Raw genomic sequence first — 23,879 nt, 5'->3', positions numbered from 1 at the left:
GGGTGGGTCGCATGAGGCCTTGGGGATTGTCCGGACCGGAGTTCCTCCAGCTCTACTGGATCGGGCTGGCACTGGCCGTGCTGGTCGCGATCGTGTTCCGGGTGCGCGCACGGGCCGGTGGGAGCCAGCCCGTGCGCCTGCTCGACGTGGACGAGATCGCCTACCTGGTGGGCGGTCCGCGGCGCGTGGTCGAGACGGCCATCGCCCGCCTGCTCACCGCGGGTGAGCTCAGGGTCTCCCGCCGTGGCGCCGTTCAAGCCACCAACTCCGCGCAGTCGCGCAACCCCGTGGACCGCGCCGTGCTCGCCGACAGCCGGCGCTACCAGAACCGCACGGTCTCCCTGCTGGTCCTGACGATGACCGGCGACCCCGCCGTCACCTCGATCGGCCGCCGCCTCGAGGACATGGGTCTCCTCATCCGCCCGGAGGCCGCGAAAAGCGCGCGGCGCAACGGATCGGTGTTGTTCTGGTTGCTGTTCGCGGTCGGCGTGGTGCGCTGGGTCAACGGCATCGCGATCGACGCCCCGGTCGGCTGGCTGTCGCTGCAGCTCGTCCTCACCCTCCTGCTGCTCTTCCTCGTCACGCGGCGCGGCAAGCTCGTGCGCACGACCAAGGGGGATCGTGCTCTCGACGCCGCCCGCACCTCGAGGGGAGGGGAGGCCAGCCCGGACCACGCGACCTTCGTGGGCGCGGCCGCGCTGGTCGCCCTCGGGGGCCTCGCCCTCTACCCGGACCTCGCGGTGCGCAGCTCGTTGCTCGCCGCACCGGCCGGGACGTCGGCGGGCTACACCGGTGGCAGTTCGTGTTCGTCGAGCTCCTCCTCGTGTTCGGGCGGGAGCAGCTGCGGCGGTGGCGGTGGCGGGGGCGGCTGCGGCGGAGGCGGCGGCGGCTGCTGAGCCCACGGTGCCGTTCGGGTAACGAGAGGAACCGAGCAGCGGATTCCACGTCGAAGGTGCGACGGCACCAGTGGAACGGGGAGTGCTGATGGCCAAGTCTTCGACCAGGACCGACTGGTCCGCAGAGGAGATCGGGTACCTGGCAGGGGGACCGGACAGGGCGGCGCAGGCCGCACTGGCCCGGCTGATGGACGGCGGTCTGGTGCGGGTCTCCCGCGAGGGGCTCGTGACCGCCGTCCACCAGAACGGCTACGGCGCCACGACCCGGATCGAGGCCAAGGTCCTGGCCGGGGTCCAGGGTGCCGGTCAGCCGATGCGCTCGGTCGTGGCGTGGGCCGCCCGCAGCCCGGAGATGGCCTCGCTGCAGCAGAGCCTGGTCGACCGGGGTCTGCGGCGGCGCAAGGTCAGCGGGTCCACCGGCCTCCAGGTGGTCTGCATCCTGATGACCGTCCTGTTCTTCGGCATCGGGTTCGCCGAGCACGTGTTCTGGGTGTTCGCCGCGCTGACGGCGTTCCTGGCGTTCCTGGTCCGCAGGAGGGGCCCGCTGACGCCCCTGGGCAGCACCGTGCTGAAGTACGCACGGCACAACATGCTCAGCCGGCCGCACACCGTGGCGACCCGCGGTCTCACGCCGGGCAAGCGCAGCAGGCGATCCACTTCGGACAACGGTGGCTGGCACTACACCGCCGGGTCCGGCTACGTCTACACCTGCGGCGCGGCGTCGAACTGCGCCGGGAGCGGCTGCGGTTCCGGCAGCGGCTGTTCGAGCAGCGGCTGCGGCGGTTCCAGCAGCAGCTGCGGCAGCTCCAGCAGCAGTTGCAGCAGTTCCAGCAGTAGTTGCAGCAGTTCGAGCAGCAGCTGTGGCAGTTCGAGCAGCTGCGGCTCCAGCAGCTGAGGGGGAAGACCGGATGACCACGACGACGCCCCAGGGCACCCGGCTGTCCGCGGAGGAGATCGGGTACCTGACGGCGGGACCCGGCCGGGCCGCGGAGACCGCGCTGGCCCGGCTGGTCGACACCGGCGCGGTCCGGGTGTCGCGCGACGGGCTCGTGACGGCCGTGCGCCAGGACGGCCAGGCCGCGACCACGTCGCTGGAACGGCAGGTCCTCGACCAGCTGAGCACCGCCGTGCGGTTCGAGCTGGTCGTGGAGTCCGCCGCGTTCAGCCCGGAGGCGCAGGCGCTGCACCGGTACCTGGTGGCGCGGCGGCTGATGCAGCCGTCACGCCGGCGCAGTGACGCCTGGTGGACCTACCTCGTGCTCGCCGCCGCCCTGCTCCTGCTCGGGGTCGTGTCCTCGCCGATGTTCCTCATCGGTGTGCCGGTCGCCGTTCTGCTGGTCGTCTGGGCCCGTGGCCGCGAGCCGCTCACCAAGGCGGGCCGGCAGGCCCTCCTGCACGCCACCGCGCACGACCGGGTGCACGCGGTGGCGGTGCACGGGTTCTGCGGGAAGGTCGACGGGCGCCCGGTCGCCGGGCTCTTCGGCCTGTCGCAGAGCGTGGTGCGGATGTTGCCGCGCAAGGGCCACCTGAAGAAGTCCACTCCGGACCGCGGCGGGTCGTCGTGCGGCAGCTGTGGTGCCGGGTGTGGTAGCAGTGGATGCGCTTCGAGCGGCAGCGGCTGTTCGTCGAGTGGTGGCAGCAGCTGCGGCGGTGGTGGCTGCGGCGGTGGCGGAGGAGGCGACTGATGGCGGTCATCAAGGACCTGGGCGTCGGCATCGGCTGGCGGTCGGAGATCGACCTGACCGTGGAACGGCTGCCCGGCGTGGACTTCGTGGAGGTCGTCGCCGAGAACCTGCACACCGGCCACCTGCCGGAGTCGGTGACGATCCTGCTGGAGCGCGGCATCCCGGTGCTCCCCCACGCCGTGTCGCTGTCGCTGGGCGGCGCGGAGGAGGTCGACCTCCAGCGCGTCGAGCACCTCGCGTCGGTCGCGGAGGCCGTCGGTGCTCCGCTGGTGAGCGACCACGTGTGCTTCGTGCGCGCGGGCGGGCTCGACTCGGGGCACCTGATGCCGGTGCCGCGGACCAGGGACGCGCTCGACGTGCTCGTCGCGAACGTCAAGCGCGCCCAGGAGCACCTGCCGGTGCCGCTCGCGCTGGAGAACGTCGCCGCACTGCTGGAGTGGCCGGACGGCGAGCTGACCGAGGGCCAGTTCCTGGCCGAGCTCGTCGAGCGCACCGACTGCTGGTTGCTCGTCGACGTCGCGAACCTCTACGCCAACGCCCGCAACATCGGCACGGACCCGCAGCGGTTCCTCGACGAGATCCCGCTGGAGCGCCTGGCGTACGTGCACGTGGCCGGCGGCGAGCAGCACGGCGACATCTACCACGACACGCACGCCCACGCGGTGCTGCCCGAGGTGCTCGACGTGCTCGACGAGCTGTGCTCGCGCGTCGCGCCTCCCGGTGTTCTGCTCGAACGCGACGACAACTACCCGTCGGACGCCGAAATCTCGTCCGAGCTGACCGCTATCCGCGCGGTGGTGGACAAACACCGTGACTGAGAAACACGACCACATTGACGCTTCGGCTGCACGCAAAAGGCTTGCCGCGCAGCAGGCGGAACTGTTGAATGCATTGCTCACGGGCACCCCCGCACCTGCGGGGTTCGACGAACGACGCATTGAGGTCGAACGGCGCGCGTTGCTCGCGAAACGCCGGGGCATCGTGCGGATGCTGGGCCCGGAGGTCGCACACGAGCTGGGCGACCGGTTCCGGCCGCTCTTCGACCGGTATGCGCTGGCCAACCCCCGCAAGGCGGGGTCACGGGCCCGCGAGGACGCCGCCGCGTTCGCCGACTGGCTGCGCGCCGCCGGTGAGCTGCAGGCGCCGCCCAGGTCGCGCTGGAAGTTCTGGCGGTCGCGCTGACGGGCACGGAGAAGCCGCAGGAGAATACCCCGTTCAGCCCTGTGTGATCCGGGCCACCCTCGATACGTTCGAAAGCGTCGGGGGACCTTTTTCGCCTTGCCTTCGCTTTTCCGCGGAAGGCCTTCCGGCCTGCGCGGACCACAGCGCGCAGCAATTCGAACCACGAGGGGATTCGAATGCGCGGCAAAACGAAAGTGCTGGGCGCCGCCTTCGCGGCGCTCACCCTGACCGCCCTGCCGGCCACCGCTGCCACCGCGGCACCGACCGGGAACCAGCCCGCCCAGGCCGTTGACGAGGTCACTCTCGTCACCGGTGACAGGGTGCTGCTCGGCGCGGGACAGCGGGTGCTCGGCATCCAACCCGGCGAGGGCAGGCAGGACATGACGTTCCGGACGCACCGCGGTGCCGACGGGCACACCCTGGTCGTCCCCGGCGACGCGATCGGGCCGCTGGCGGCGGACCGGCTCGACCGCAGGCTCTTCGACGTCACCACGTTGCTGGAGTTCGGCTACCGGGACCGGATGCCGTTGGTCGTGGACGGCCGGGCCAGGCTGGGCGCGCGCACGACCGGCGACTGGGGCGCGCTGCGGTCCGGTGCGGCCAAGGTCTGGCTCGACGGCATCCGCAAGCCGGTCCTGGACCGCAGCGTGCGGCAGATCGGCGCACCCGCGGCCCACCAGCGCGGCATCACCGGCAAGGGCGTGAAGGTCGCCATCATCGACACCGGTGTCGACGAGAACCACCCCGACCTCCGCGGCCAGCAGGTCGCCGAGCGGAACTTCACCACCGACCCGGACAACACCGACAACGTCGGCCACGGCACGCACGTCGGGGCGACCGTCGCGAGCCACGACGTGAAGTACGGCGGCGTCGCACCCGGCGCGCAGCTGCTCGACGCCAAGGTGTGCGTCGAGTCCGGCTGCCAGGAGTCGTGGATCCTCGACGGCATGCGCTGGGCGGCCGAGCAGGGCGCCCAGGTGGTCAACATGAGCCTCGGTGGCAGCGACACACCGGAGGTCGACCCGCTGGAGCAGGCGGTCAACGACCTGACCGCGCGGTACGGCACGTTGTTCGTCATCGCCGCGGGCAACTCCGGCGGCACGGGCACGGTCGGCTCCCCCAGCACGGCCGAGGCCGCGCTCTCGGTGGGGGCCGTCGACCGCGACGACAAGCTCGCGCCGTTCTCCAGCAGGGGCCCGCGCACCGGGGACAGCGGTCTCAAGCCCGAGGTGACCGCGCCGGGCGTCGACATCGTCGCGGCGGCCGCGGGCACCAACGGCGAGCACGTCGCCGCCAGCGGCACGTCGATGGCGACCCCGCACGTGGCGGGCGCGGCGGCGTTGCTGCGCCAGCAGCACCCGGAGTGGACGCCCGCCCAGGTGAAGTCGGCGCTCGCGACCACGGCCAGGCCGGCCGCCGGCGTCAGCGCGTTCGACCAGGGCGCCGGCCGCATCGACGTGGCGAAGGCCGTCGAGCAGGTGCTGACCGCCGACGTCGTCGCACTGAACCTCGGCCGACACGAGTGGCCGCACGCCGACGACGAACCGGAGACCAAGCCGGTCACCTACACCAACCCGACGGACGCGCCGGTCACGCTGGACCTCAGGATCGACACGACCGCTCCGGCGGGCATGTTCACGCTGGGCGCCACCAGGGTCACCGTTCCCGCGAAGGGCACGGCGGCGGTGCAGGTCACCGGCGACACCCGCGTCGGCGGCAAGGACGGCACGTACACCGGCGTGGTCGTGGCGACCTCCGGCTCGCACACCGTCCGCACTCTCGTCGGCATCGACCGCGAGGTCGAGTCGTACACCCTCACGGTCGACCTGACCGACCGCGAGGGGCAGGACCCGGCGAGCTCGATCACGTTCGTCGACGGCCTCGACTCCACCGGCTTCAAGGTGCTCGTCGGCGCCGGTGACCAGAAGATCCGGCTGCCCAGGGGCACCTACGTGCTCGACTCGTCGATCAGCACCCCGGAGCACCTGGACGTGCTCCTCCACCCGACGGTGGCGGTGACGGGCGACCTGACTGTGCGGCAGGACGCCCGGCTCGCGCAGCGGATCGACGTGCGGGCACCGGAACCGCCCGGCTCGTTCGTCGTCGGTGAGCTGAGCTGGCAGCGCACGTACGGCGACCGCACGGTCGGGGCAGGCATCCTCTCGTTCGGCGGCTTCGAGGGGGTGGCGGCCGCGCAGATCGGCGGTCCGCTCCCGCCGCGCGAGCTTTCGTCGCTCACGGCCCTGCACGCCAACTCGGCGGCCGACCCGGCGACCTACTACCGGCTCGCCTACCCGGTCGGCGGCAGCCTGCCCACCGGCCTCACCCGCACACCGCGCAAGGAGGACCTCGCGCGCGTCGAGACCGCCATCGGTGGCCTGAAGCCGGGCAGCACGGCGACCAAGGGCGAGTTCCCGTTGACGGTGCACGGCCTCAGCGGCTCCTCGGCGCTCTACCCGGTGCCCTCCGGTGCCAAGGCGGTCGACTACCTGACCACCGAGGACCTGCGCTGGCAGTCCGTCGTGAGCACCCAGCACGCCAACGGCGCGCAGGAACGCGTGATCTCCGGCCCGCGCACCTACGCACCCGGCCGCACCCACCAGGAGCGCGAGGTCGTGCCGGTGTTCTCGCCGGCGCTGCCGGAGTCGCCGTACCCGTTCGCCGAACGCCTGCGGGACGAGCTCTACTTCGGCGTGCCGATGCTGGGCGACGGCAACCACGGCAGTGGCACGTCCACTGTGGACACCGCCCGCACGGCCCTGTACCGGGAGGGCACCCTGGTCGGTGAGCTGCCGCAGAGCGGTGGCCTGTTCGAGGGCCTGCCCGCAGGTGAGGCGGACTACCGCGCCGAGATGAGCCTCGACCGCGGCTCGCGGTTCGAGCTCAGCACGCGGGTGTCGGGCAGGTGGACGTTCAGGTCCAAGGCGACCGGTGAGCAGCGTTCGGTGCTGCCGCTGTCGGTCGTGCGGTTCGCTCCGAAGCTCGACGCGAACGGCGCCGTGCCCGCCGGAACGTTGCAGCGCCTCGGTCTGCTCACGCAGTCGCAGGGCGACACGGGCGCGGTGCGCGTCACCGGTGTCGAGTACTCGTTCGACGACGGCGCGTCGTGGCGTCGTGCGGGGGTGGTCGGCACCAGTGCGCTCGTTCACCACCCGGCGGACGCGAAGTGGGCCTCGCTGAGGGCCACTGCGGTCGACGCGAAGGGCGGCACCGTCGAGCTGACGGTCATCCGCGCCTACCGGGTGGCCGCGCAGTAGCCGGGTGACGCGAAAGGCCGCCCGGAGGTGCTCCGGGCGGCCTTGTCGTCGTCAGGGCTACGGGAGGTTGAGCACCAGCTCGGCCGCCGGGACGCGGGTGCCCGTGTAGAACGGGATCTCCTCGCGCACGTGCAGCCGCGCCTCGGTGCCGCGCAGGTGGCGCATCAGGTCGACGATGCGGTGCAGCTCGTCGGCCTCGAACGCGAGCAGCCACTCGTAGTCGCCCAGCGCGAACGACGCGACGGTGTTCGCGCGCACGTCCGGGAAGTCGCGGGCCTCCTTGCCGTGGTCCGCCAGCATCTTGCGGCGGTCCTCCTCCGGCAGCAGGTACCACTCGTAGGACCGCACGAACGGGTACACGCAGATGTACTTGCGCGCCTCCTCACCCGCGAGGAACGCGGGGATGTGGCTGCGGTTGAACTCCGCGGGGCGGTGCAGGGCGACCTGCGACCACACCGGCGTGGAGACCTTGCCGAGCGGCGTGCGGCGGAAGCCCGTGTAGGCCTGCTGCACCTGCTCGATCTCCTCGGCGTGCCACCAGATCATGAAGTCCGCGTCGGCGCGCAGACCGGCCACGTCGTAGACGCCGCGAACGACGACGCCCTTGCCCTCCAACGCGTCCAGGTAGTTCTGGGTCTCGCTCGCGGCGGCACTGCGGTCCTCGGGCAGCTTGCCGGGTTCGACCCGGAACACCGACCACATCGTGTAGCGGATGGTGTCGTTGAGCTCGTTGTAGTTCAGGCGTGCCATACGTCCATCTTGGCACGCGCCGCTCAACGCCGGACGCGGCCCAGCAGGTGGGCTGCGACACGGGCGGCGGCCGAGTCTGCGGTGGCGATGCACGCGGGCACGCCCACGCCGTGCAGGGTGGCGCCCGCCACGGCCAGGCCTGGCACGTCGCCGATGCCCTTCTCGATCGCCTCCACCAGGTCGACGTGACCGACGCCGTACTGCGGCAGCCCACCGCCCCAGCGCTGCACCACCGAGTCGACCGGGGTGGCGTTGACGCCGGTGAGCTCGTACAGGTCGTTGCGCACGGCCTTCACCAGGTCGGCGTCGCTGCGCTGCAGCAGCGCCGTCTCGCCGTGGCGGCCGACCGAGCCGCGCAGGAGCACCGGCTCACCGAGGTGGCCCCACTTGCGGCTGGAGAACGTGAACGCCTTGGCGGTGAACGGGGTGATGCGGTCGGAGTACCGCTCCCCCTCCGCGATCAGCACACCGGAGCGGTCCGGCAGCTCGGTGCCCGGCGGCAGTGCGAGCGCCACCACGGCCATGGAGGCGACCTCGACCTTGCCGTACGCGGCGGACACCTGCGGCGCGATCTCGGCGAGCAGCTTGCGCGACGCCGGCGCGGGCACGGCGAGCACGACGCCGTCGCACTCCAGGTACTGCGGGGTCGCGGCCGAGCCGATCTCCAGCCGCCAGCCGTCGCCCAGCCACGACAGCACGCGCACCGGCAGGCCCAGGCGCACCTCGGGCCTGGCGACCTCGGCGAGCCGGTCGACGAGGGAGGAGACACCGCCGTCGAGGCTCGCGAACACCGGCGGCCGCGCGGCACGGGGCTGCGGCGGCGCGGGCATGATCATCGCGGCGGCGGCGAGCAGTGAGCCGACGCCCTTGTCGAGCAGGGTGGCGATCTGCGGCATCGTGGCGCGCAGGCCGAGCTCGTCCGCGCGGCCCGCGTAGACGCCGCCGAGCAGCGGTCCGACGAGCCGGTCGGCGATCTCGGGGCCGAACCGGTCCTTCATCAGCGCGCCGACCGCGACGTCACCGCCGCGCAGGTCGACCGGCGGCAGCGTCGGTTCCATCTCGACCCGCAGCGCGCCCTCGGACGACAGCAGGTGCCGCACGGTCTCGACGCTCGCCGGGACGCCCATGAACGTGTGCGCAGGCAGCCGGTGCGTGCGCCCGGCCGCGTGCACGGTGGCCTTGGCGCCGGTGGGGTGCACCACCCGGCCGGTGAGGCCGACCTCGTCGATCAGCTCCTGCGCCTCGGGCTTGCGGTGCAGGAAGGCCTCCGCGCCCACGTCGAACCGCACCCCGGCGAGCTCGACGGTGCGCAGCTTGCCGCCGAGCCGGTCGGACTGCTCGATGACGGTGATCCGCGCGTCGGGCCCGAGCAGCATCCGCAGCCGGTGCGCGGCGGTGAGACCGGAGATGCCACCTCCGACGACGGCGACCCTGGGTGCTCTTGCGTTCATTACAAGCTGTGGATCAGTTCGACGGTCCGGGTGATGATCTCCGGATCGGTGTCGGGCAGGACGCCGTGGCCGAGGTTGAAGATGTGGCCTGCGGCGGCCTTGCCCTCGGCGTGGATGCGGCGCACCTCGCGTTCGACGGCCGCGAAGCCCGCGAAGAACAGCGCCGGGTCCAGGTTGCCCTGCACCACCGGCTTGGGCAGCTCGGGGTGGGCCCGCTCGAGCCGCTCGACCGCGACGTCGAGGGGCAGGCGCCAGTCGACGCCGACGACGTCCGCGCCGGCCTCGCGCATCGCGGGCAGCAGCTCGCCGGTGCCGACGCCGAAGTGGATCCGCGGCACGGTGCTGATCGTCTCCAGCACCCGCTTCGAGTGCGGCAGCACGAACTCGCGGTAGTCGCGCTCGGACAGCGCGCCCGCCCACGAGTCGAACAGCTGGACGGCCTGCACGCCCGCGTCGAGCTGCGCGTGCAGGAACGCCGCGGTGATGTCGGCGATCTTCGCGAGCAGCGCGTGCCACAGCTCGGGGTTGCCGTGCATGAGCGCCTTGGTGCGCTCGTGGTTCTTGCTCGGCCCGCCCTCGACGAGGTAGGAGGCGAGCGTGAACGGCGCGCCGGCGAACCCGATCAGGGCGACCTCGGCGGGCAGTTCCTTCAGCAGCAGCCCGATCGCGTCGGCGACCGGCTGGACCTGCTCGGCGTGCAGCTGCGGGAGCGCGTTCACGTCGTCGAGCGTCCGCACCGGGTTCGCGACGACGGGCCCGGTGCCTGCGACGATGTCGAGGTCGACACCGGCGGCCTTGAGCGGCACCACGATGTCGGAGAACAGGATCGCGCCGTCCACGCCGTGCCGCCGGATCGGCTGCATGGTGATCTCGCAGACCATCTCCGGGTCCATGCAGGCGTCGAGCATCGCGGTGCCCTGGCGGAGCGCCCGGTACTCGGGCAGCGACCGTCCCGCCTGCCGCATGAACCAGACAGGGGTGTGCGACGGGGTGCCGCCCCGCGCGGCCACGAGAAGGGGTTGCGCAAAATCAGACACAGTCAAGCCATCTCTCTCTTTCTTCCATGGTCCCACGTCTCGGCGTGCCGCCGTCACTCGGTCGGTTTGCGAGGCATACAGTCAGTTGCGTGACCGAGCCGGAAATCTTCCGCCGGGCGGTGGGGACGCTCAAGTCGGTTCGCCACAGGCCCGAGATCGAACTCACCGAGGTTCGACCGCCGCAGCGGCTCGCGCCCTGGGCGTACGCGTTGACAGCGGAGGTCACCGGCCCGTCCGACGAGCTGTCGACGGGCAGGCTCGTGCTGCTGCACGACCCGGACGGCGACGAGGCGTGGGGTGGCGTGCTCCGCGTCGTCGCCTACGTGCGCGTGGAGCTCGACCACGAACTGGCGTCGGACCCGCTGCTGCCCGAGGTCGGGTGGTCGTGGCTGACGGAGGCGCTGGAGCAGTCGGGTGCCCGGTTCACCGCGCTGGGCGGCACCGTGACGCAGACGTCCTCGGCCCGCTTCGGCGACATCGCCGGCCCGGCCCGCACGGACGACCTGGAGCTGCGCGCCTCGTGGACCGCCCTCGACGGCGAGCTCGCCGAGCACGGCACCGCGTTCTACGAGCTGATGGCCACGGCCGTGGGCCTGCCCCCGGTCGGCGTGACCATGTTCGGCCAGCGCTCCTGACCCACCCGGTACACCACCCGACGTTCCCACCGATATATCAGCGCGCCCGCAGCTCCCCTTGCAACTGGTCTTTTGCGGTCGTCGTCAAAAGACCAGTTGCAAAACAGCAGGTGAGCTAGCTGCATGCAGGCGCGGCGAGCTCGCCCGTTGCAACGATCAGTTGTCGGCGTCGTGCAACACACGCAGCACGTTCGCGCCGGCGAGCTTCGTGCAGTCGTCCTCGGACCAGCCCTTGTCGAGCAGCGCGCCGAGCAGGTTCGGGTACGTCGAGACGTCCTCGAGCCCCTGCGGGAGCGCCGTCACGCCGTCGTAGTCGCCGCCGAGGCCGAGGTGGTCGATGCCGACGACCTCGCGGGCGTGCTCCAGGTGCGTGACGACGTCGTCGAGCGTCGCGCCCGGCTTCGGGTGCTCCCGGACCCATTCCTCGCTGAACGTCTTGCGCTCGCCCATGTCGGCGTGGCTCGCGCCGGCGGCCGTCATCGCGTCACGAAGGGCTGCGTCCCATTCAGCGACACGGGGCGACACGAAGTCCGGAACGAATGTGATCATGGCCACACCGCCGTTGTCCCTGAGCTTCACGAGGACGTCGTCCGGGATGTTGCGCGGGTGGTCCGCGACGTGGCGGCACGACGAGTGGCTGAAGATGACGGGCTTGACGCTCGTGTCGAGCGCCGCGTGCATCGTGCTGGGCGCGACGTGGCTGAGGTCGACGAGCATGCCGATGCGGTTCATCTCGCGCACGACCGCACGGCCGAACTCGGTCAGCCCGCCGTGTTCCGGCTGGTCAGTGGCGCTGTCAGCCCACGGCGTGTTGTCGTTGTGGGTGAGCGTCATGTACCGGACACCCAGGCGGCGCAGTGCGCGCAGGACGCCGAGTGAAGAGTTGATGGAATGTCCGCCCTCAGCCCCGAGGAGTGACGCGACACGCCCGGAGGAGAAAACTTTTTCGGCCTCGGCCGCGGTGGTCGCGATCCCGAGGTGGCCGGCATACCGCTCCGCCAGCTCATAGACGAGCTCGACCTGCTCCAGCACGGCGGTCACGGCTCCGTCGCCGGCGAGCCTGCCGGGAATCCAAACGGACCAGAACTGCATGCCCAGACCGCCCTCGCGCATTTTCACGAGGTCCGTGTGCAGGTCCGGATGACGTTCGGTCAGATCGATCTTGGCGGCGGTCGTGAAGACGTCCTCGCCGGTTCCCTCGCCGAACTCGCGCAGTGCCCACGGGAGGTCGTTGTGGCCGTCGACGAGGGGCACACGCTGCATCAATGCCCGCGCTCGTTCACGACCGGCAGAACTCGGCACAACCAACTCCTAGATGTCGTTCCGGAAGGGGTCCGCGTTACACCCCCTATCCAGTTGTCATCCGATCGTGTGACACATGAGGCCATCTGTCACAACTCAATAGGGATAGATACCCGATTGATCGTCCCGTAGACCCGCATGGGCGGCTACGCTGCCCCAGACGACACCACTTTCGGTCGATCAGTGGCGCGGCTGATTGGACGAAAGTCTCCGGTGCCGGTCGGGGGGCACGACCGACTCCAGGGAGGTAGTGACGTGGCTGCCGTCGGCTTAGGTCAGGCCGTTCGTACCACGCCAGCCGGCTCGTTGCCGGCGAACATGGTCCCGCACCCGCGGGAAGAGCTTTTTTCAGTGCTGGTGGTCGACGACCACCCACTGCTGAGGGAGGCGATATCAGCTCGGCTCACCCAAATGGGAGCCGGGACAGTGCATGAGGCCGCATCGGTGGCAGAGGCTCGGGCGCGGGCACTTGCAACCGGACCGTGCGACCTCGCGATCCTCGATCTGGGCCTGCCGGATGGCACCGGCATCGACCTGGTCACGGAGCTCCGTGCCCAGGGCTGGCCCCGCATCGTGGTCCTCGCATCCTCCGACGACCCCTACGCGGTCAGGTCGGCCTTCCAGGCGGGCGCCCAGGCGTACCTCCTGAAGTCCGCCTCTCCGATGGTGGTCACCGACGGGGTGCGCAGGGTTCTCGACGGCGGCGTTTACGCAGATCCGAGCGTGGCACCAGTACTCGCAGCGGGTACTCGGGTGCCGGGCACCGACAACACGCCGCGGGAACTCTCCGCACGTGAGGTCGAGGTGCTCCAGCTGGTCGCCGATGGCCAGAGCAACAAGGAGATCGGCGAGGCTCTGAGCCTGTCCGCGTTGACGGTGAAGTCTCACCTGTCGCGGATCGGCCGGAAGCTGGGCACCGGGGATCGCGCTCAGATGGTCGCGCTGGCCATGCGTGCCGGCGTGATCCGTTAGACACCGGTTTGAAGCACTGAACCGGCCGAGAACACCTGTGAGTGGTGCGATCGTCGTAGGGTCTTCCGCTGTGGATGTACCCGCCGACGAGCCAACCGCACCAGCCGGACCCGGTCCGGTACCGCTGACGGAGCCTGCTGATGGGGTTCCGCCGGTGGTCGCCGATCCTTCTGCGCTCCGGCGAGCCGCTGACGCGCTCGCCGGGGCGGAGGGCCCGGTCGCGGTGGACACCGAGCGAGCCTCGGGCTACCGCTACTCACAGCGTGCCTATCTGGTGCAACTGCGCCGGGAAGGCGCCGGCACCTGGTTGGTCGACCCGATCGCCCTCGGCGGACGGCTCGACCCCCTGGTGGAGGCGTTGGAGGGCACCGAGTGGGTGTTGCACGCAGCGTCCCAGGACCTGCCGTGCCTCGCCGAGCTCGGGCTCCGACCTGGCGTGCTGTTCGACACCGAGCTGGCGGGCAGGCTGGCTGGGTTCGAACGCGTGGCATTGGGCACGCTGGTCGAGCGGCTGCTCGGCTATCGGCTGGAGAAGGGGCACGGCGCGGCCGACTGGTCGCGCCGCCCCCTTCCTGCCGACTGGCTGACGTACGCCGCTCTGGACGTGGAGCTGCTCGTGCAGCTGCGCGACGTTCTCGAAGCCGAGCTGGAGCGCCAGGGCAAGCTCGCCTGGGCGCTCGAGGAGTTCGAGGCGGTACGGACGGCGCCGTTGCCGCGCCCCCGTACCGACCCCTGGCGGCGCACGTCGGGCATCCACCGCGTGCGCAACCAGCGCCAGCTCGCGCTGGTCCGCGCGTTGTGGGAAGCCCGCGACGCCGTGGCCCGCGAACGCGACATCGCTCCAGGCCGAGTCCTCCCGGACTCCGCCCTCATGGAAGCCGCCGCCCGCAACCCCGCATCGGAAGCCGAACTGCTCGCGCTCCCGGTGTTCCGCGGTCGCGCCCAGCGCCGGATGTCCGGCACCTGGATGAACGCCCTGCGACGCGCCTCGGCGCTGTCCAAGGCGGAGCTCCCCGAACCCGCCGGCCAGCACGACGGCCCTCCCCCACCCAACCGCTGGGCGGACAAGGACCCGGACGCCGCGGCCCGGCTCGCCGCCGCCCGCGCGGCACTCGCGACCATCGCCGAGGCCAACACCCTGCCGGTGGAGAACCTGCTGCTGCCCGACCTGGTGCGCCGCACCTGCTGGCAGCCGCCCGCCGACCTGTCCCCCGAGTCCGTGGCCGCCGTGCTGCGCGAGGGAGGGGCGCGGTCGTGGCAGGTCGGGCTGACCCTCGACGCCCTGGCGAAGGCCCTCACCGCGACAGCACCCCCGCCTGCGTCCTGACCATCCTGTCGCCGGGACGGGCCGGCCGCGCACGAAGTACTTGCCGCGGCCAGCCCGCTCCGGCCTCTGCCCGACTCCGCCCGCAGCCAGCCAGGCACGCACTTCACCCGATATATCAGTTGTAAGCTGCCGCTGACCTGCACCTTTGCAATGAGTCTTTGGACGACGACCGCAAAAGAACCGTTGCAAGGGGTGCGGTCGGGGATGATCGGCGGCGTGACGAAGGACGGCAGTTCGCAGGTCGACGCGGAGATCCGCACGGACCGGCTCGACCTGGTGCCGTTGCGCGTCGAGCACGCCGTGGAGATGGCCGAGGTGCTGGCGGACCCGGCGCTGCACGCGTTCATCGGCGGAACCCCGTACGCACCGGACGAGCTCGCTGCGCGGTACCGGCGGCTGGTCGCGGGATCGCCCGATCCGGACGTGCGGTGGCTGAACTGGGTGATCCGGCTGCGTGAGACCGGCGAACTCACCGGCACCGCCCAGGCGACGGTCACCGCGGCCGACGCGACAGCCGAGATCGCGTGGGTGGTCGGCACGCCGTGGCAGGGCCGCGGCATCGCGAGCGAGGCAGCGCGCGGACTCGTCGAGTGGCTGCGAACGCAGCCGGTGCGGACCGTCGTCGCGCACGTCCACCCCGAGCACCACGCGTCGGCCAAGGTGGCTGCGTCGGCCGGGCTGACCGCCACCGGCGAGCTGCACGACGGCGAGGTCCGCTGGCAGCTACTTCTGCACTCACGCTGACCCCCTTGCAATGAGTCTTTTGACGACGTCCGCAAAAGACTCATTGCAAGGGTGCAGGTCAGCGGCATCCGAGCTGGATGCGTAGCTGCGCGGGCAACTGATATATCGGCTGCGCGAGCTACCGGAGCTCAACCGTCGAAGCCGTCGCCGATCACCTCGCGGGACACCTGCACGTGCGCGAGCCGGCGCACCGCCTTGATCACGGCGTCGCCGATGAGGGTGCCCACGACCATCGCCTCGATGACCGCGTCGGAGGAGCCGCGCCGCGCGATGTACTCGAGGTCGGCCCGTGCGATGAGCCGCATCCCCTCCAGGTAGGGGTCGAGCAGCTCCTCGAAGTGGTCGTGCCCGACCGACCGGGCCGCGGACAGGGCGGCGGCGAGCATGCGGGTCACGTTGCTCTCCGCAACGTCGGCGCACTCCGTCTCGCCGTGCCGTGCGAAGAACGACTGGACGTCCCGCACGGCGAGCGGGTCCAGCTCGACCGAACCCGGCTGGCTGATGGCCTCCTGCACGGCGCCGAGCTTGTTGTGCAGTGAGTCGTCACGGGTGTCGACCGCGGCGAGCACCTCCCGCACGGCCGCGATGGAGAGGCCGCCGACGTCGACCAGCGCCCGCACCAGCCGAAGCCTGCGGAGGTGCTCCTCGTCGTAGTGCGCCTGGTTCGGGCTGGTCAGCACGCCGGCCGGCAGCAGTCCCTCGCGCAGGTAGTACTTGATCGTCGGCACCGGGACGCCACTTCGCTTCGCAAGCTCGCCAACACGCATATGGATAGTGTAACTTCCGGATAGCAGACAGTACCGCTATCCATTCAGGGGGCAGAGAGATGACTCGCACGTGGCACCGTCCGTTAGTCCTGTTCGGCTGGTCGATGGTGATCCTGGTCCCGGTGGCGCTCCTCGGGCTCTTGCTCGACGACCGCACGGTCGTGAACTCGCCGATCTGGCTCAAGCCGCTCAAGTTCGCCGTGTCTCTGTCGGTCTATGCGTTCACGCTCGCCTGGCTGCTCACCTACCTGAAGAGGTTCCAGCGCGTCGGCTGGTGGGCGGGCACCGTGCTCACGGTCGCCGGCGCCGCCGAGATGGTCGTGATCGTCGGTCAGGTCGTGCGCGGCAAGCGCAGCCACTTCAACTTCGAGACGCCGCTCGACGCGGCCCTGTTCTCGATCATGGGCTCGACGATCGTCGTGCTCTGGGTGACGCATGCGATCGTCGCGGTCCTGCTGTGGCGCACCGAGATCGAGAACAGGGCGCTCGCGTGGTCGATCCGGCTCGGGCTGGTCATCTCGTTCCTGGGCCTCGGCGTCGGCTTCCTGATGACGCAGCCGAAGCCCGGCCAGGCGCTCGACGGTGACACGCTCGGCGCCCACACGGTCGGCGCGCCCGACGGCGGTGCGTACATGGCGCTCACCGGCTGGAGCACCGAGCACGGCGACCTGCGCGTCGGGCACTTCGTCGGCATGCACGCGCTGCAGGTGCTGCCGGTGGTCGTCGCCCTGCTCGGGCGCCGTGCCAACGCCCGGTTCGCCTGGGTCGCGAGCGGGTCGTTCCTGGGGGTCTTCCTGCTCGTGACGTGGCAGGCGCTGCGCGGTCAGTCACTGGTCCAGCCCGACGGCACGACGCTGCTCGCGCTCGCCGGGGTCATCGTCGCGACCGCACTGGGTGTGGTGTGGGCGCGTGCACCGAAGAAGGAGCTCGTTGCCGCATGACCGCCACGCTGTTCGACCTGACGTTCCTGGTGGCCGCGCCGTTCTGGGCGCTCATGATCTTCGCGCCGAAGTGGTCGTGGACGCGGCGGATCGCCGAGTCGTACCTGATCGTGCTGCCCGCGGTCCTGATCTACGTGGTGCTGGTCGTCCCGGAGCTGTCCGAGGTCCTGCCGCTGGTCACGCGGCCGGAGATCGGATCGCTGGCGGCGTACCTGGCCACGGACGTCGGCACGGCGGTCGTGTGGGCGCACATGCTCGCGTGGGACCTGTTCGTCGGGCGCTGGATGTACCTCGAAAGCCGCCGTCTGGACATCAACCCGCTGATCATGGCACCCGTTCTGGTGATCACGATCCTGCTGGCCCCGGTCGGGTTGCCGCTCTTCCTCGTCGTCCGCAAGGTGTGTGACACAACGAACAGGGGCGCCACGGTGGTTACCGGCCAGTAACTAGGGCTAGAGTTGGCGTTACCGACCGGTAGGGATGTCGCGCACCCCCGCCGGAGTGGACAGAGTTGTCACCACAAGTGGAGGAGACGCCGTGGCCGCACCAGCAGCGCCGGCACGCGTTCGGAACGTGGTCTTCGTCGACGGCGTCCGCACGCCGTTCGGCAAGGCCGGCCCCAAGGGGATTTTCGCCGAGACCCGTGCCGACGACCTCGTCGTCAAGGTCATCCGTGAGCTGCTGCGCAGGCATCCCGAGCTGCCGCCGGAGCGCGTCGACGAGGTCGCCATCGCCGCGACCACGCAGACCGGTGACCAGGGCCTGACGATCGGCCGGACCGCGGCGCTGCTCGCGGGCCTGCCGAAGTCGGTGCCCGGCTACGCGATCGACCGCATGTGCGCGGGTGCGATGACCGCCGTCACCACGGCGGCCAGCGGCATCGCGTTCGGCGCCTACGACGTCGTCATCGCCGGCGGTGTCGAGCACATGGGCCGCCACCCGATGGGTGAGGGCGTCGACCCGAACCCGCGCTTCCTGTCGGACAAGATCGTCGACCCGAGCGCGCTGGTCATGGGCCAGACCGCGGAGAACCTGCACGACCGGTTCCCGGAGATCACCAAGGACCGCGCGGACGCCTACGCCGCCGCCTCGCAGGCCAAGTACGCGGCCGCGCTGGCCGCGGGCAAGATCGGCCCCGAGCTGGTGCCGGTCGCGACCCGGTCCGCCGAGCACGGCTGGGGCCTCGCGACGGCCGACGAGCCGCCGCGTCCGGGCACCACGGTCGAGGACCTCGGCAAGCTCAAGACGCCGTTCCGCCCGCACGGCCGGGTCACCGCGGGCAACGCGGCCGGCCTGAACGACGGCGCGACCGGCGCGATCCTGGCCGAGGAGGAGACCGCCCGCGAGCTCGGCCTGCCGATCGGCATGCGCCTGGTGGGCTACGCGTTCCAGGGCGTCGACCCGTCGGTCATGGGCGTCGGCCCGGTGCCCGCCACCGAGCGCGCGCTGTCCCGCGCGGGCCTGTCCATCGAGGACATCGGCCTGTTCGAGATCAACGAGGCGTTCGCCGTGCAGGTGCTGGCGTTCCTCGACCACTTCAAGATCGCCGACGACGACCCGCGCGTGAACCAGTGGGGCGGCGCCATCGCGACCGGCCACCCGCTGGCCTCGTCCGGCGTGCGCCTGATGACGCAGCTGTCGCGTCAGTTCGCCGAGCGACCGGACGTCCGCTACGGCCTCACCACCATGTGCATCGGCATCGGCATGGGTGGAACGGTCATCTGGGAGAACCCGAACTGGAGTGGCAAGTGACCATCACCGCTGAGGAAGCAAAGGCGATCTTCCCCGACGAGGTCGTCACCCACGCCAAGACGCGTCTGATCACCGTGCCCGGCCTCGACAAGCCGGTCGCGTTCATCACGATCGACAACGGCCTGGACCACACCCGTCCGTCGACGTTCGGCCCGCAGTCGCTCGTGTCCCTGGGCGCGGCGTTCGACGAGGCCTACGCGGCCTCCCCCGCCGCCATCGCGGTGACCGGCAAGCCGTTCATCTTCGCCGTCGGCGCGGACCTGTCCGCCGTCGAGCAGGCGTCGGACCGCTCGCAGGGCGTGGCGATCGGCAAGCTGGGCCACGACGTCTTCAAGAAGTTCACCGACTCGGACATCCCGACCTTCGCCTTCGTCAACGGCGCGGTCATGGGCGGTGGCCTCGAGCTCGCGCTGTCGTGCCACTACCGCACGCTCGCGTCGAACGCGGCGGCGATCGCGCTGCCCGAGGTGTTCCTGGGCCTGTTCCCCGGCTGGGGCGGCACGCAGCTGCTGCCGAACCTGATCGGCGCCAACGACGCCGTGACGGTGATCTTCGAGAACGCGTTGAACCAGAACAAGATGCTCAGGCCGGCCGACGCGCTGAAGCTGGGCATCGCGGACGTGCTGTTCGACTCCGCGGACTACCTGGAGCAGTCGCTGCTGTGGCTGTCCGGTGTCGTGCGCGGTGAGATCACGGTGCCGCGCAAGGAGATCGACCGCGGCGAGGCGTGGGACGCCGCCGTCGCGCGGGCCAAGGCCATCGTCCACGGCAAGACCAAGGGCGCGGCCCCCGGTGCGGAGAAGGCGCTGGAGCTGCTGGAGCTGGCGCGCGAGAACGACCTGGAGAAGGGCTACGCCGCCGAGACCGAGGGCCTCGCGGACCTCGTCATGAGCGACGAGCTGCGCGCGGGCCTGTACTCGTTCAACCTGGTGCAGAAGCGGGCCAAGCGCCCGGCCGGCGCACCGGACAAGTCGCTGGCGCGCAAGGTCACCAAGGTCGGTGTCGTCGGCGCGGGCCTGATGGCCTCGCAGATGGCGCTGCTGTTCATCCGCCGCCTGCACGTGCCGGTCGTGCTGACCGACATCGACCAGGCGCGCGTGGACAAGGGCGTCGGCTACGTGCACGCCGAGATCGACAAGCTCGCGGGCAAGGGCCGGATCTCACCGGACGAGGCGAACCGCCTCAAGGCGCTGGTGTCCGGCTCGCTCGACAAGGCCGCGTTCGCCGACGCCGACTTCGTCATCGAGGCCGTGTTCGAGGACCTCGCCGTGAAGCAGCAGGTGTTCGCCGAGGTCGAGGAGCACGTCTCCGCCGAGGCGATCCTGGCCACGAACACGTCGTCGCTGTCGATCACGGACATGGCGTCGAAGCTCAAGCACCCCGAGCGGGTCGTGGGCTTCCACTTCTTCAACCCGGTCGCGGTCATGCCGCTGCTGGAGATCGTGCGCGCCGAGCAGACCGACGACGCCACGCTGGCCACGGCGTTCGCGGTCGGCAAGCAGCTCAAGAAGTCCTCGGTGCTCGTGAAGGACGCGCCCGCGTTCGTCGTGAACCGCCTGCTGACCCGCTTCATGGGCGAGGTCATCAAGTCGGTCGACGAGGGCACGTCGTTCGAGGTCGCCGACAAGGCCACCGAACCGCTGGGCCTGCCGATGTCGCCGATGATCCTGCTGCAGCTGGTCGGTTCCGCCGTCGCGCTGCACGTGTCGGAGACGATGCACGGCGCGTTCCCCGACCGCTTCTCGGTGTCGGAGAACATGAAGAAGTTCGTCGCCGCGGGCAAGGGCGCCGTCTGGCAGTGGGACTCCTCCGGCAACCAGACCGTCGACCCCGAGGTCCTGGCGCTGTGGGAGTTCGGCTCCTCCCCGCTCACGGGCGAAGAGGTCAAGACGCGCGCGCTGGAGGCGCTGGCCGAGGAGATCCGGATCATGCTCGACGAGGGCGTGGTCGCGGAGGCGCAGGACATCGACCTGTGCATGATCCTCGGCGCCGGGTGGCCGTTCTGGCTGGGCGGCATCACGCCGTACCTGGACCGCACCGGCATCTCGGAGAAGGTGACCGGCAAGCGGTTCCTGGCTCCGGGCGTGGCCTCCGTCCCCGCCTAGTCGCTGCGCGGTGAAGCCCGGCTCCCCTTCCGCGGGGGCCGGGCTTCACTCCGTTTCGGGCCGGTAATGCTCCACGCTGCCGTCCGGCCGGATGAAATAGGCGTCGATGTTCGTGGCCCGCAACGTCACCTCGGACCCCGCCACCAGGTCCCGGTACCGCAGCAGGTCCGGCAGGCCGAGCGCGACGACGTCGAACGGGTGCTTCTGCCGCAGCATCAACGCCCTGCGCAACGCCTCGCTGAACGCCCTGCGCGGCGAGCCGTCCTCCTCGGGAACCTCCACCAGCGCACCGTCGAGCTGCCGTTCGAGCGCGGCCCGCACGTGGGCCGCTGTCCCCGATGTCACGATCTCCGCGAGAGTCATGTGACCCGTATCGGGATGATTCGCGGGATCATTAGCGTTCGGGATGATTCGCGGGATCATTAGCGTTCGGGATGTTTCGATCACGTCATGTTCCCGCGACCCGCAATCCTGGTCGACGTCGACGGGCCGCTGAACCCGTACGCGGCGAAACCGACCCGCCGTCCCGCCGGCTACCACACCCATCGCCTGCGCCCCGCGGGTTTCCACCGCCCGCTGCGGGTGTGGCGCGACCCGTCGCACGGGCCGTGGCTGCTCTCACTGGCCGCCGCGACCGGCGCGGACCTGGTGTGGGCGACGACGTGGGAACACGAGGCGAACAAGTTCATCGGGCCCCGGCTGGGCCTGCCCGAGCTGGAGTGGATCGACTTCGGCGGCCGCGGGTCGGAGCACCACGACGGCCGGCACGGCAAGGTCCCGGCGATCACGGCGTGGGCCGGTGAACGGCAGATCGCGTGGCTGGACGACGAGTTCCAGCGGCGGGACGCCGAATGGGCGGCGGCACGACCCGGCACGCTGCTGGTACCGGTCCCCGCACGGACCGGCATCGGGATCGACCACCTGGAGCAGGTGCTGACGTTCCTGACCGGCACCACCAAAACCACCGAAGCCACCGGTGTCACCGGTGCAGGGCGAACTCCGCGAACTCCTGGACGCGCGCGACGGTGATGCCCTCGCGCTGCTCCACCGCGAGCGGGTGGTCGGTGGGTTCCAGCTCGATGATCGGCCGGATGCCGCGCTCCTGCGTGTGCAGGTTGGTCTTGAGGTTGAGCGTCGTCGGCTCGTAACCGGGCAGGGCCACCGACAACCAGCCGAAGTACGGCGGCTCGTGCACACGGCCGGGGTCGTCGAACACCTCGCCCATGCGCGCGAAGTTGTCCTTCGACAACGACACCCAGGCGCCCCACTCGAAGTTCTCGTCGGCGTCACGCACCGGCAGCACGATGCGGCCGCGCACGAAGAAGTGCTCGTTGTCGATCACGCACATCTCGTCGCCCAGGACGTTGCCGGGTTTTCCCGCGAGCTCATCGGACCAGTAGGCCGGCGCGGCCAGCAGCTGAGCGAACGGCAGACCGCCGTGTTCCTGACCGCAGCAGGTGCAGGTGAAGCCCTTCGTGACCGACATGCGGGCAGCCTAGAGGGGAACGTTGCGTCTCAAACGGCTTTTGGCGATGTTCAGGCCTGGCGCACCGGCACGACCTCGACGAGGCGGTCCAGGTCCGCGAAGTCCTTGACGTTCATGGTCAGCACCGGCATCCCCGCGGCGGCCGCGGTCGCGGCGATCTGCAGGTCCATGCGCCGCGGCCGGGGCGAGCGCCCCGCCCTGCGCACCAGCGACGCCATCTGCCCGTAGAGCTTGGCCTCCTCCAGGCCGAACGGCAGCACCTCGAACTGCTGCTGCGCGGCGTAGAACCGCTCGGTGCGCGCGAACCGCTCCACCGGGTCGTCGGTGTCGAGCCCGAACGCCAGCTCCGCGATCGTGACGGCGCTCAGGAACGGCTGCGCCTGCACGTACGGCCCCAGGTCGACGTGCTCAAGGCGGATCACCACGCCCGTGTCGAGCAGGGCCCGGTTCACCTCTGCCACGGGTCGTCCGCCGGGTCGTCCTCACCGAAGACCTCGTCGGCCGCACGCCGGTCGGCCTCCCAGCGCTCCGCGTCCACCGCCGGCAGCTGCCGGAACGCGTCCTGCACGGCACCGAGCCGCACCCGCGGCTGCTCGTGCCACCTCACGTCGACCCGGTACGGCGACAGCTGGGCGACCGGCTTGTTGTTGCGGGTGACGACGAAGCTCTCCCCCGCCTCGACCCGCCGCATGATCTCCGCGTTGTCGTTGCGGAGCTGCCGTTGTCCGATAGCAGTGGGCGACATAGCACCAACGTAGCACTTCTGCCCAAAAAGCGCTACGGAGTAGCTACAGCCCGCCGCGGTTACCCCGCTTCCGTGATCAGAATCGGCACGTCGGGCTGGCGCTACCCCGAGTGGCGCGACGGCTTCTACCGCGGCATCCCCCAACGCCTGTGGCTGACCCACCTGGCCTCCCACGTCGCCACGATCGAGGTCAACAGCTCCTTCTACCGCCTCCAGCCACCCGCCTACTACCGCAAGTGGGCCACCGAGACCCCGGCCGGCTTCACGTTCGCCGTGAAGGGCCCGAAGCTGATCACGCACGACAAACGCCTGCGCCACACCGAGGACGCGCTCAAGGCGTTCACCGACACCCTCGCCCTCGGCGACAAGCAGGGCCCGATCATCTGGCAGCTGCCACCGTCCCTGCGCTTCGACCGCGGCCTGCTGCAGGACTTCCTCGCCGCGCTGCCACCGGGCCGGCACGCCCTCGAACCGCGCCACGAGTCGTTCCGCACCGACGCCTACTTCGACCTCCTGCACGCGCACAACATCGCCCACGTGGTGTCGGACGCGCCGACGTTCCCGTGCATCGAGGCCGTGACCGCGGACTTCGCCTACGTGCGGCTGCACGGGCACGACGAGCTGTACATCAGCTCCTACAGCGAGGAGCAGCTCGACGAGTGGGCGCGCAAGGTCGAGGAGTGGGACCGCGACACCTACGTGTACTTCGACAACACGATGCACGGCGCCGCGCCCAGCAACGCACTCGCTCTCATGGCCAGGTGCACATCCGAAGCGCGGCGTTGAGGAACATTCCGGCCCTGATGTTCGATGCTCTTCCCGAAGGCCCGCCGTCGTGAGGAGCA

The 23,879-nt window shown here is 70.7% G+C and carries 25 protein-coding genes; 16 read left to right on the top strand and 9 right to left on the bottom strand.

Going from position 1 to position 23,879, the window contains the following annotated elements:
• Positions 1-11 precede the first annotated feature (11 nt).
• The 6 genes from ACZ7CD_RS36015 (at position 12) to ACZ7CD_RS35990 (ending at position 7,020) form a co-directional block, all read left to right on the top strand.
• Positions 12-896, top strand: coding sequence for a TIGR04222 domain-containing membrane protein (locus ACZ7CD_RS36015; protein ID WP_470380653.1), 885 nt, complete (start codon positions 12-14; stop codon positions 894-896).
• Between the two features lie 88 nt (positions 897-984).
• Complete coding sequence (locus tag ACZ7CD_RS36010) at positions 985-1,791, top strand: TIGR04222 domain-containing membrane protein (RefSeq protein ID WP_458433640.1); 807 nt, start codon at positions 985-987, stop codon at positions 1,789-1,791.
• Positions 1,757-2,581, top strand: coding sequence for a TIGR04222 domain-containing membrane protein (locus ACZ7CD_RS36005; RefSeq protein ID WP_470375833.1), 825 nt, complete (start codon positions 1,757-1,759; stop codon positions 2,579-2,581). Before ACZ7CD_RS36010 ends, ACZ7CD_RS36005 begins: the two co-directional genes overlap by 35 nt.
• Complete coding sequence (locus ACZ7CD_RS36000; protein ID WP_470375832.1) at positions 2,581-3,399, top strand: MbnB/TglH/ChrH family RiPP precursor modification enzyme; 819 nt, start codon at positions 2,581-2,583, stop codon at positions 3,397-3,399. The genes ACZ7CD_RS36005 and ACZ7CD_RS36000 overlap by 1 nt, the downstream gene beginning before the upstream one ends.
• Positions 3,392-3,763, top strand: a complete 372-nt coding sequence (locus tag ACZ7CD_RS35995) for an SCO6045 C-terminal-like domain-containing protein (protein WP_470375831.1) — start codon at positions 3,392-3,394, stop codon at positions 3,761-3,763. Before ACZ7CD_RS36000 ends, ACZ7CD_RS35995 begins: the two co-directional genes overlap by 8 nt.
• Positions 3,764-3,939: 176 nt before the next feature.
• Positions 3,940-7,020, top strand: coding sequence for a S8 family peptidase (locus tag ACZ7CD_RS35990; RefSeq protein WP_470380652.1), 3,081 nt, complete (start codon positions 3,940-3,942; stop codon positions 7,018-7,020).
• A 57-nt stretch (positions 7,021-7,077) separates the two neighbouring features.
• On the opposite strand, the gene hemQ is transcribed toward ACZ7CD_RS35990, so the two are convergent.
• From hemQ to hemE, 3 genes are read right to left on the bottom strand one after another with little or no spacing between them, the layout of a single operon-like run.
• On the bottom strand, positions 7,078-7,770 hold the full coding sequence (hemQ, locus tag ACZ7CD_RS35985; RefSeq protein ID WP_360399141.1) for a hydrogen peroxide-dependent heme synthase: 693 nt from the start codon (positions 7,768-7,770) through the stop codon (positions 7,078-7,080).
• Between the two features lie 23 nt (positions 7,771-7,793).
• The gene (gene hemG / locus ACZ7CD_RS35980) at positions 7,794-9,221 is read right to left on the bottom strand and encodes a protoporphyrinogen oxidase (RefSeq protein ID WP_470380651.1); all 1,428 of its coding nucleotides are present in this window, start codon (positions 9,219-9,221) and stop codon (positions 7,794-7,796) included.
• Positions 9,221-10,264, bottom strand: a complete 1,044-nt coding sequence (gene hemE, locus ACZ7CD_RS35975; RefSeq protein WP_458433644.1) for a uroporphyrinogen decarboxylase — start codon at positions 10,262-10,264, stop codon at positions 9,221-9,223. Before hemE ends, hemG begins: the two co-directional genes overlap by 1 nt.
• A gap of 83 nt (positions 10,265-10,347) precedes the next feature.
• On the opposite strand from hemE, the gene ACZ7CD_RS35970 reads away from it, so the two are divergent.
• Positions 10,348-10,893, top strand: a complete 546-nt coding sequence (locus tag ACZ7CD_RS35970) for a DUF3000 domain-containing protein (RefSeq protein WP_229813237.1) — start codon at positions 10,348-10,350, stop codon at positions 10,891-10,893.
• Between the two features lie 156 nt (positions 10,894-11,049).
• Here ACZ7CD_RS35970 and ACZ7CD_RS35965 read toward each other — a convergent pair whose 3' ends face one another.
• Positions 11,050-12,156 (bottom strand): dipeptidase, encoded by a 1,107-nt coding sequence (locus tag ACZ7CD_RS35965; RefSeq protein WP_458434458.1) that lies wholly within the window; start codon positions 12,154-12,156, stop codon positions 11,050-11,052.
• A gap of 294 nt (positions 12,157-12,450) precedes the next feature.
• On the opposite strand from ACZ7CD_RS35965, the gene ACZ7CD_RS35960 reads away from it, so the two are divergent.
• From ACZ7CD_RS35960 to ACZ7CD_RS35950, 3 genes are all read left to right on the top strand, one after another.
• Positions 12,451-13,167, top strand: a complete 717-nt coding sequence (locus tag ACZ7CD_RS35960) for a response regulator (protein ID WP_015099292.1) — start codon at positions 12,451-12,453, stop codon at positions 13,165-13,167.
• Positions 13,168-13,237: 70 nt separating this feature from the next.
• The gene (locus ACZ7CD_RS35955) at positions 13,238-14,494 is read left to right on the top strand and encodes an HRDC domain-containing protein (protein WP_470380650.1); all 1,257 of its coding nucleotides are present in this window, start codon (positions 13,238-13,240) and stop codon (positions 14,492-14,494) included.
• Between the two features lie 216 nt (positions 14,495-14,710).
• Positions 14,711-15,238 (top strand): GNAT family N-acetyltransferase, encoded by a 528-nt coding sequence (locus tag ACZ7CD_RS35950; RefSeq protein ID WP_470380649.1) that lies wholly within the window; start codon positions 14,711-14,713, stop codon positions 15,236-15,238.
• A gap of 128 nt (positions 15,239-15,366) precedes the next feature.
• Here the strand turns inward: ACZ7CD_RS35950 and ACZ7CD_RS35945 are convergent, their stop codons facing one another.
• Positions 15,367-16,005 (bottom strand): MerR family transcriptional regulator, encoded by a 639-nt coding sequence (locus ACZ7CD_RS35945; RefSeq protein ID WP_458433646.1) that lies wholly within the window; start codon positions 16,003-16,005, stop codon positions 15,367-15,369.
• A gap of 59 nt (positions 16,006-16,064) precedes the next feature.
• On the opposite strand from ACZ7CD_RS35945, the gene ACZ7CD_RS35940 reads away from it, so the two are divergent.
• The 4 genes from ACZ7CD_RS35940 to ACZ7CD_RS35925 are packed head-to-tail and all read left to right on the top strand — an operon-like array spanning position 16,065 to position 20,803.
• Positions 16,065-16,946, top strand: a complete 882-nt coding sequence (locus tag ACZ7CD_RS35940; protein WP_470380648.1) for a hypothetical protein — start codon at positions 16,065-16,067, stop codon at positions 16,944-16,946.
• The gene (locus ACZ7CD_RS35935) at positions 16,943-17,392 is read left to right on the top strand and encodes an ABA4-like family protein (protein ID WP_470380647.1); all 450 of its coding nucleotides are present in this window, start codon (positions 16,943-16,945) and stop codon (positions 17,390-17,392) included. The genes ACZ7CD_RS35940 and ACZ7CD_RS35935 overlap by 4 nt, the downstream gene beginning before the upstream one ends.
• Before the next feature lie 34 nt (positions 17,393-17,426).
• A complete protein-coding gene (locus ACZ7CD_RS35930; protein ID WP_458433648.1) occupies positions 17,427-18,698 on the top strand; it encodes a thiolase family protein in 1,272 nt (423 codons plus the stop codon).
• Positions 18,695-20,803 carry a 3-hydroxyacyl-CoA dehydrogenase NAD-binding domain-containing protein gene (locus ACZ7CD_RS35925; RefSeq protein WP_360399171.1) on the top strand — a complete coding sequence of 703 codons (2,109 nt, stop codon included), beginning with the start codon at positions 18,695-18,697 and terminating at the stop codon, positions 20,801-20,803. Before ACZ7CD_RS35930 ends, ACZ7CD_RS35925 begins: the two co-directional genes overlap by 4 nt.
• A gap of 45 nt (positions 20,804-20,848) precedes the next feature.
• Here the strand turns inward: ACZ7CD_RS35925 and ACZ7CD_RS35920 are convergent, their stop codons facing one another.
• Positions 20,849-21,166 carry a hypothetical protein gene (locus tag ACZ7CD_RS35920; protein WP_360399174.1) on the bottom strand — a complete coding sequence of 106 codons (318 nt, stop codon included), beginning with the start codon at positions 21,164-21,166 and terminating at the stop codon, positions 20,849-20,851.
• A gap of 87 nt (positions 21,167-21,253) precedes the next feature.
• On the opposite strand from ACZ7CD_RS35920, the gene ACZ7CD_RS35915 reads away from it, so the two are divergent.
• Positions 21,254-21,832: an HAD domain-containing protein gene (locus ACZ7CD_RS35915; RefSeq protein WP_470380646.1), complete on the top strand. Its 579-nt coding sequence runs from the start codon at positions 21,254-21,256 to the stop codon at positions 21,830-21,832.
• Here the strand turns inward: ACZ7CD_RS35915 and ACZ7CD_RS35910 are convergent.
• From ACZ7CD_RS35910 to ACZ7CD_RS35900, 3 genes are read right to left on the bottom strand one after another with little or no spacing between them, the layout of a single operon-like run.
• Positions 21,783-22,289: a DUF2199 domain-containing protein gene (locus ACZ7CD_RS35910; protein WP_470375823.1), complete on the bottom strand. Its 507-nt coding sequence runs from the start codon at positions 22,287-22,289 to the stop codon at positions 21,783-21,785. The genes ACZ7CD_RS35915 and ACZ7CD_RS35910 overlap by 50 nt on opposite strands.
• 50 nt (positions 22,290-22,339) lie before the next feature.
• Positions 22,340-22,750, bottom strand: a complete 411-nt coding sequence (locus ACZ7CD_RS35905) for a type II toxin-antitoxin system VapC family toxin (RefSeq protein WP_458433652.1) — start codon at positions 22,748-22,750, stop codon at positions 22,340-22,342.
• Entirely contained in the window at positions 22,738-23,034 is a 297-nt protein-coding gene (locus ACZ7CD_RS35900) for a type II toxin-antitoxin system Phd/YefM family antitoxin (protein WP_360399186.1), read from the bottom strand. The genes ACZ7CD_RS35905 and ACZ7CD_RS35900 overlap by 13 nt, the downstream gene beginning before the upstream one ends.
• Positions 23,035-23,106: 72 nt before the next feature.
• Between ACZ7CD_RS35900 and ACZ7CD_RS35895 the strand changes: the two genes are divergently transcribed.
• Entirely contained in the window at positions 23,107-23,820 is a 714-nt protein-coding gene (locus ACZ7CD_RS35895; RefSeq protein WP_470380645.1) for a DUF72 domain-containing protein, read from the top strand.
• Positions 23,821-23,879: the final 59 nt, after the last annotated feature.

This window comes from Lentzea sp. NPDC036949 (assembly GCF_055608075.1).
This window is presented reverse-complemented; position numbering and strand designations above follow the sequence as displayed.

Excerpts from the sequence above, each read along its gene's own strand:
- ACZ7CD_RS35990 (WP_470380652.1), top strand. The coding sequence starts at position 3,940 with ATGCGCGGCAAAACGAAAGTGCTGGGCGCCGCCTTCGCGGCGCTCACC.
- hemG (WP_470380651.1), bottom strand. The coding sequence starts at position 9,221 with ATGAACGCAAGAGCACCCAGGGTCGCCGTCGTCGGAGGTGGCATCTCC.
- ACZ7CD_RS36010 (WP_458433640.1), top strand. The coding sequence starts at position 985 with ATGGCCAAGTCTTCGACCAGGACCGACTGGTCCGCAGAGGAGATCGGG.
- hemQ (WP_360399141.1), bottom strand. The coding sequence starts at position 7,770 with ATGGCACGCCTGAACTACAACGAGCTCAACGACACCATCCGCTACACG.
- ACZ7CD_RS35930 (WP_458433648.1), top strand. The coding sequence starts at position 17,427 with ATGTCGCGCACCCCCGCCGGAGTGGACAGAGTTGTCACCACAAGTGGA.
- ACZ7CD_RS35940 (WP_470380648.1), top strand. The coding sequence starts at position 16,065 with ATGACTCGCACGTGGCACCGTCCGTTAGTCCTGTTCGGCTGGTCGATG.
- ACZ7CD_RS36000 (WP_470375832.1), top strand. The coding sequence starts at position 2,581 with ATGGCGGTCATCAAGGACCTGGGCGTCGGCATCGGCTGGCGGTCGGAG.
- ACZ7CD_RS35900 (WP_360399186.1), bottom strand. The coding sequence starts at position 23,034 with ATGTCGCCCACTGCTATCGGACAACGGCAGCTCCGCAACGACAACGCG.
- ACZ7CD_RS36015 (WP_470380653.1), top strand. The coding sequence starts at position 12 with ATGAGGCCTTGGGGATTGTCCGGACCGGAGTTCCTCCAGCTCTACTGG.
- ACZ7CD_RS35910 (WP_470375823.1), bottom strand. The coding sequence starts at position 22,289 with ATGTCGGTCACGAAGGGCTTCACCTGCACCTGCTGCGGTCAGGAACAC.
- ACZ7CD_RS35965 (WP_458434458.1), bottom strand. The coding sequence starts at position 12,156 with ATGCAGCGTGTGCCCCTCGTCGACGGCCACAACGACCTCCCGTGGGCA.
- ACZ7CD_RS35920 (WP_360399174.1), bottom strand. The coding sequence starts at position 21,166 with ATGACTCTCGCGGAGATCGTGACATCGGGGACAGCGGCCCACGTGCGG.
- ACZ7CD_RS35935 (WP_470380647.1), top strand. The coding sequence starts at position 16,943 with ATGACCGCCACGCTGTTCGACCTGACGTTCCTGGTGGCCGCGCCGTTC.
- ACZ7CD_RS35945 (WP_458433646.1), bottom strand. The coding sequence starts at position 16,005 with ATGCGTGTTGGCGAGCTTGCGAAGCGAAGTGGCGTCCCGGTGCCGACG.
- ACZ7CD_RS35915 (WP_470380646.1), top strand. The coding sequence starts at position 21,254 with ATGTTCCCGCGACCCGCAATCCTGGTCGACGTCGACGGGCCGCTGAAC.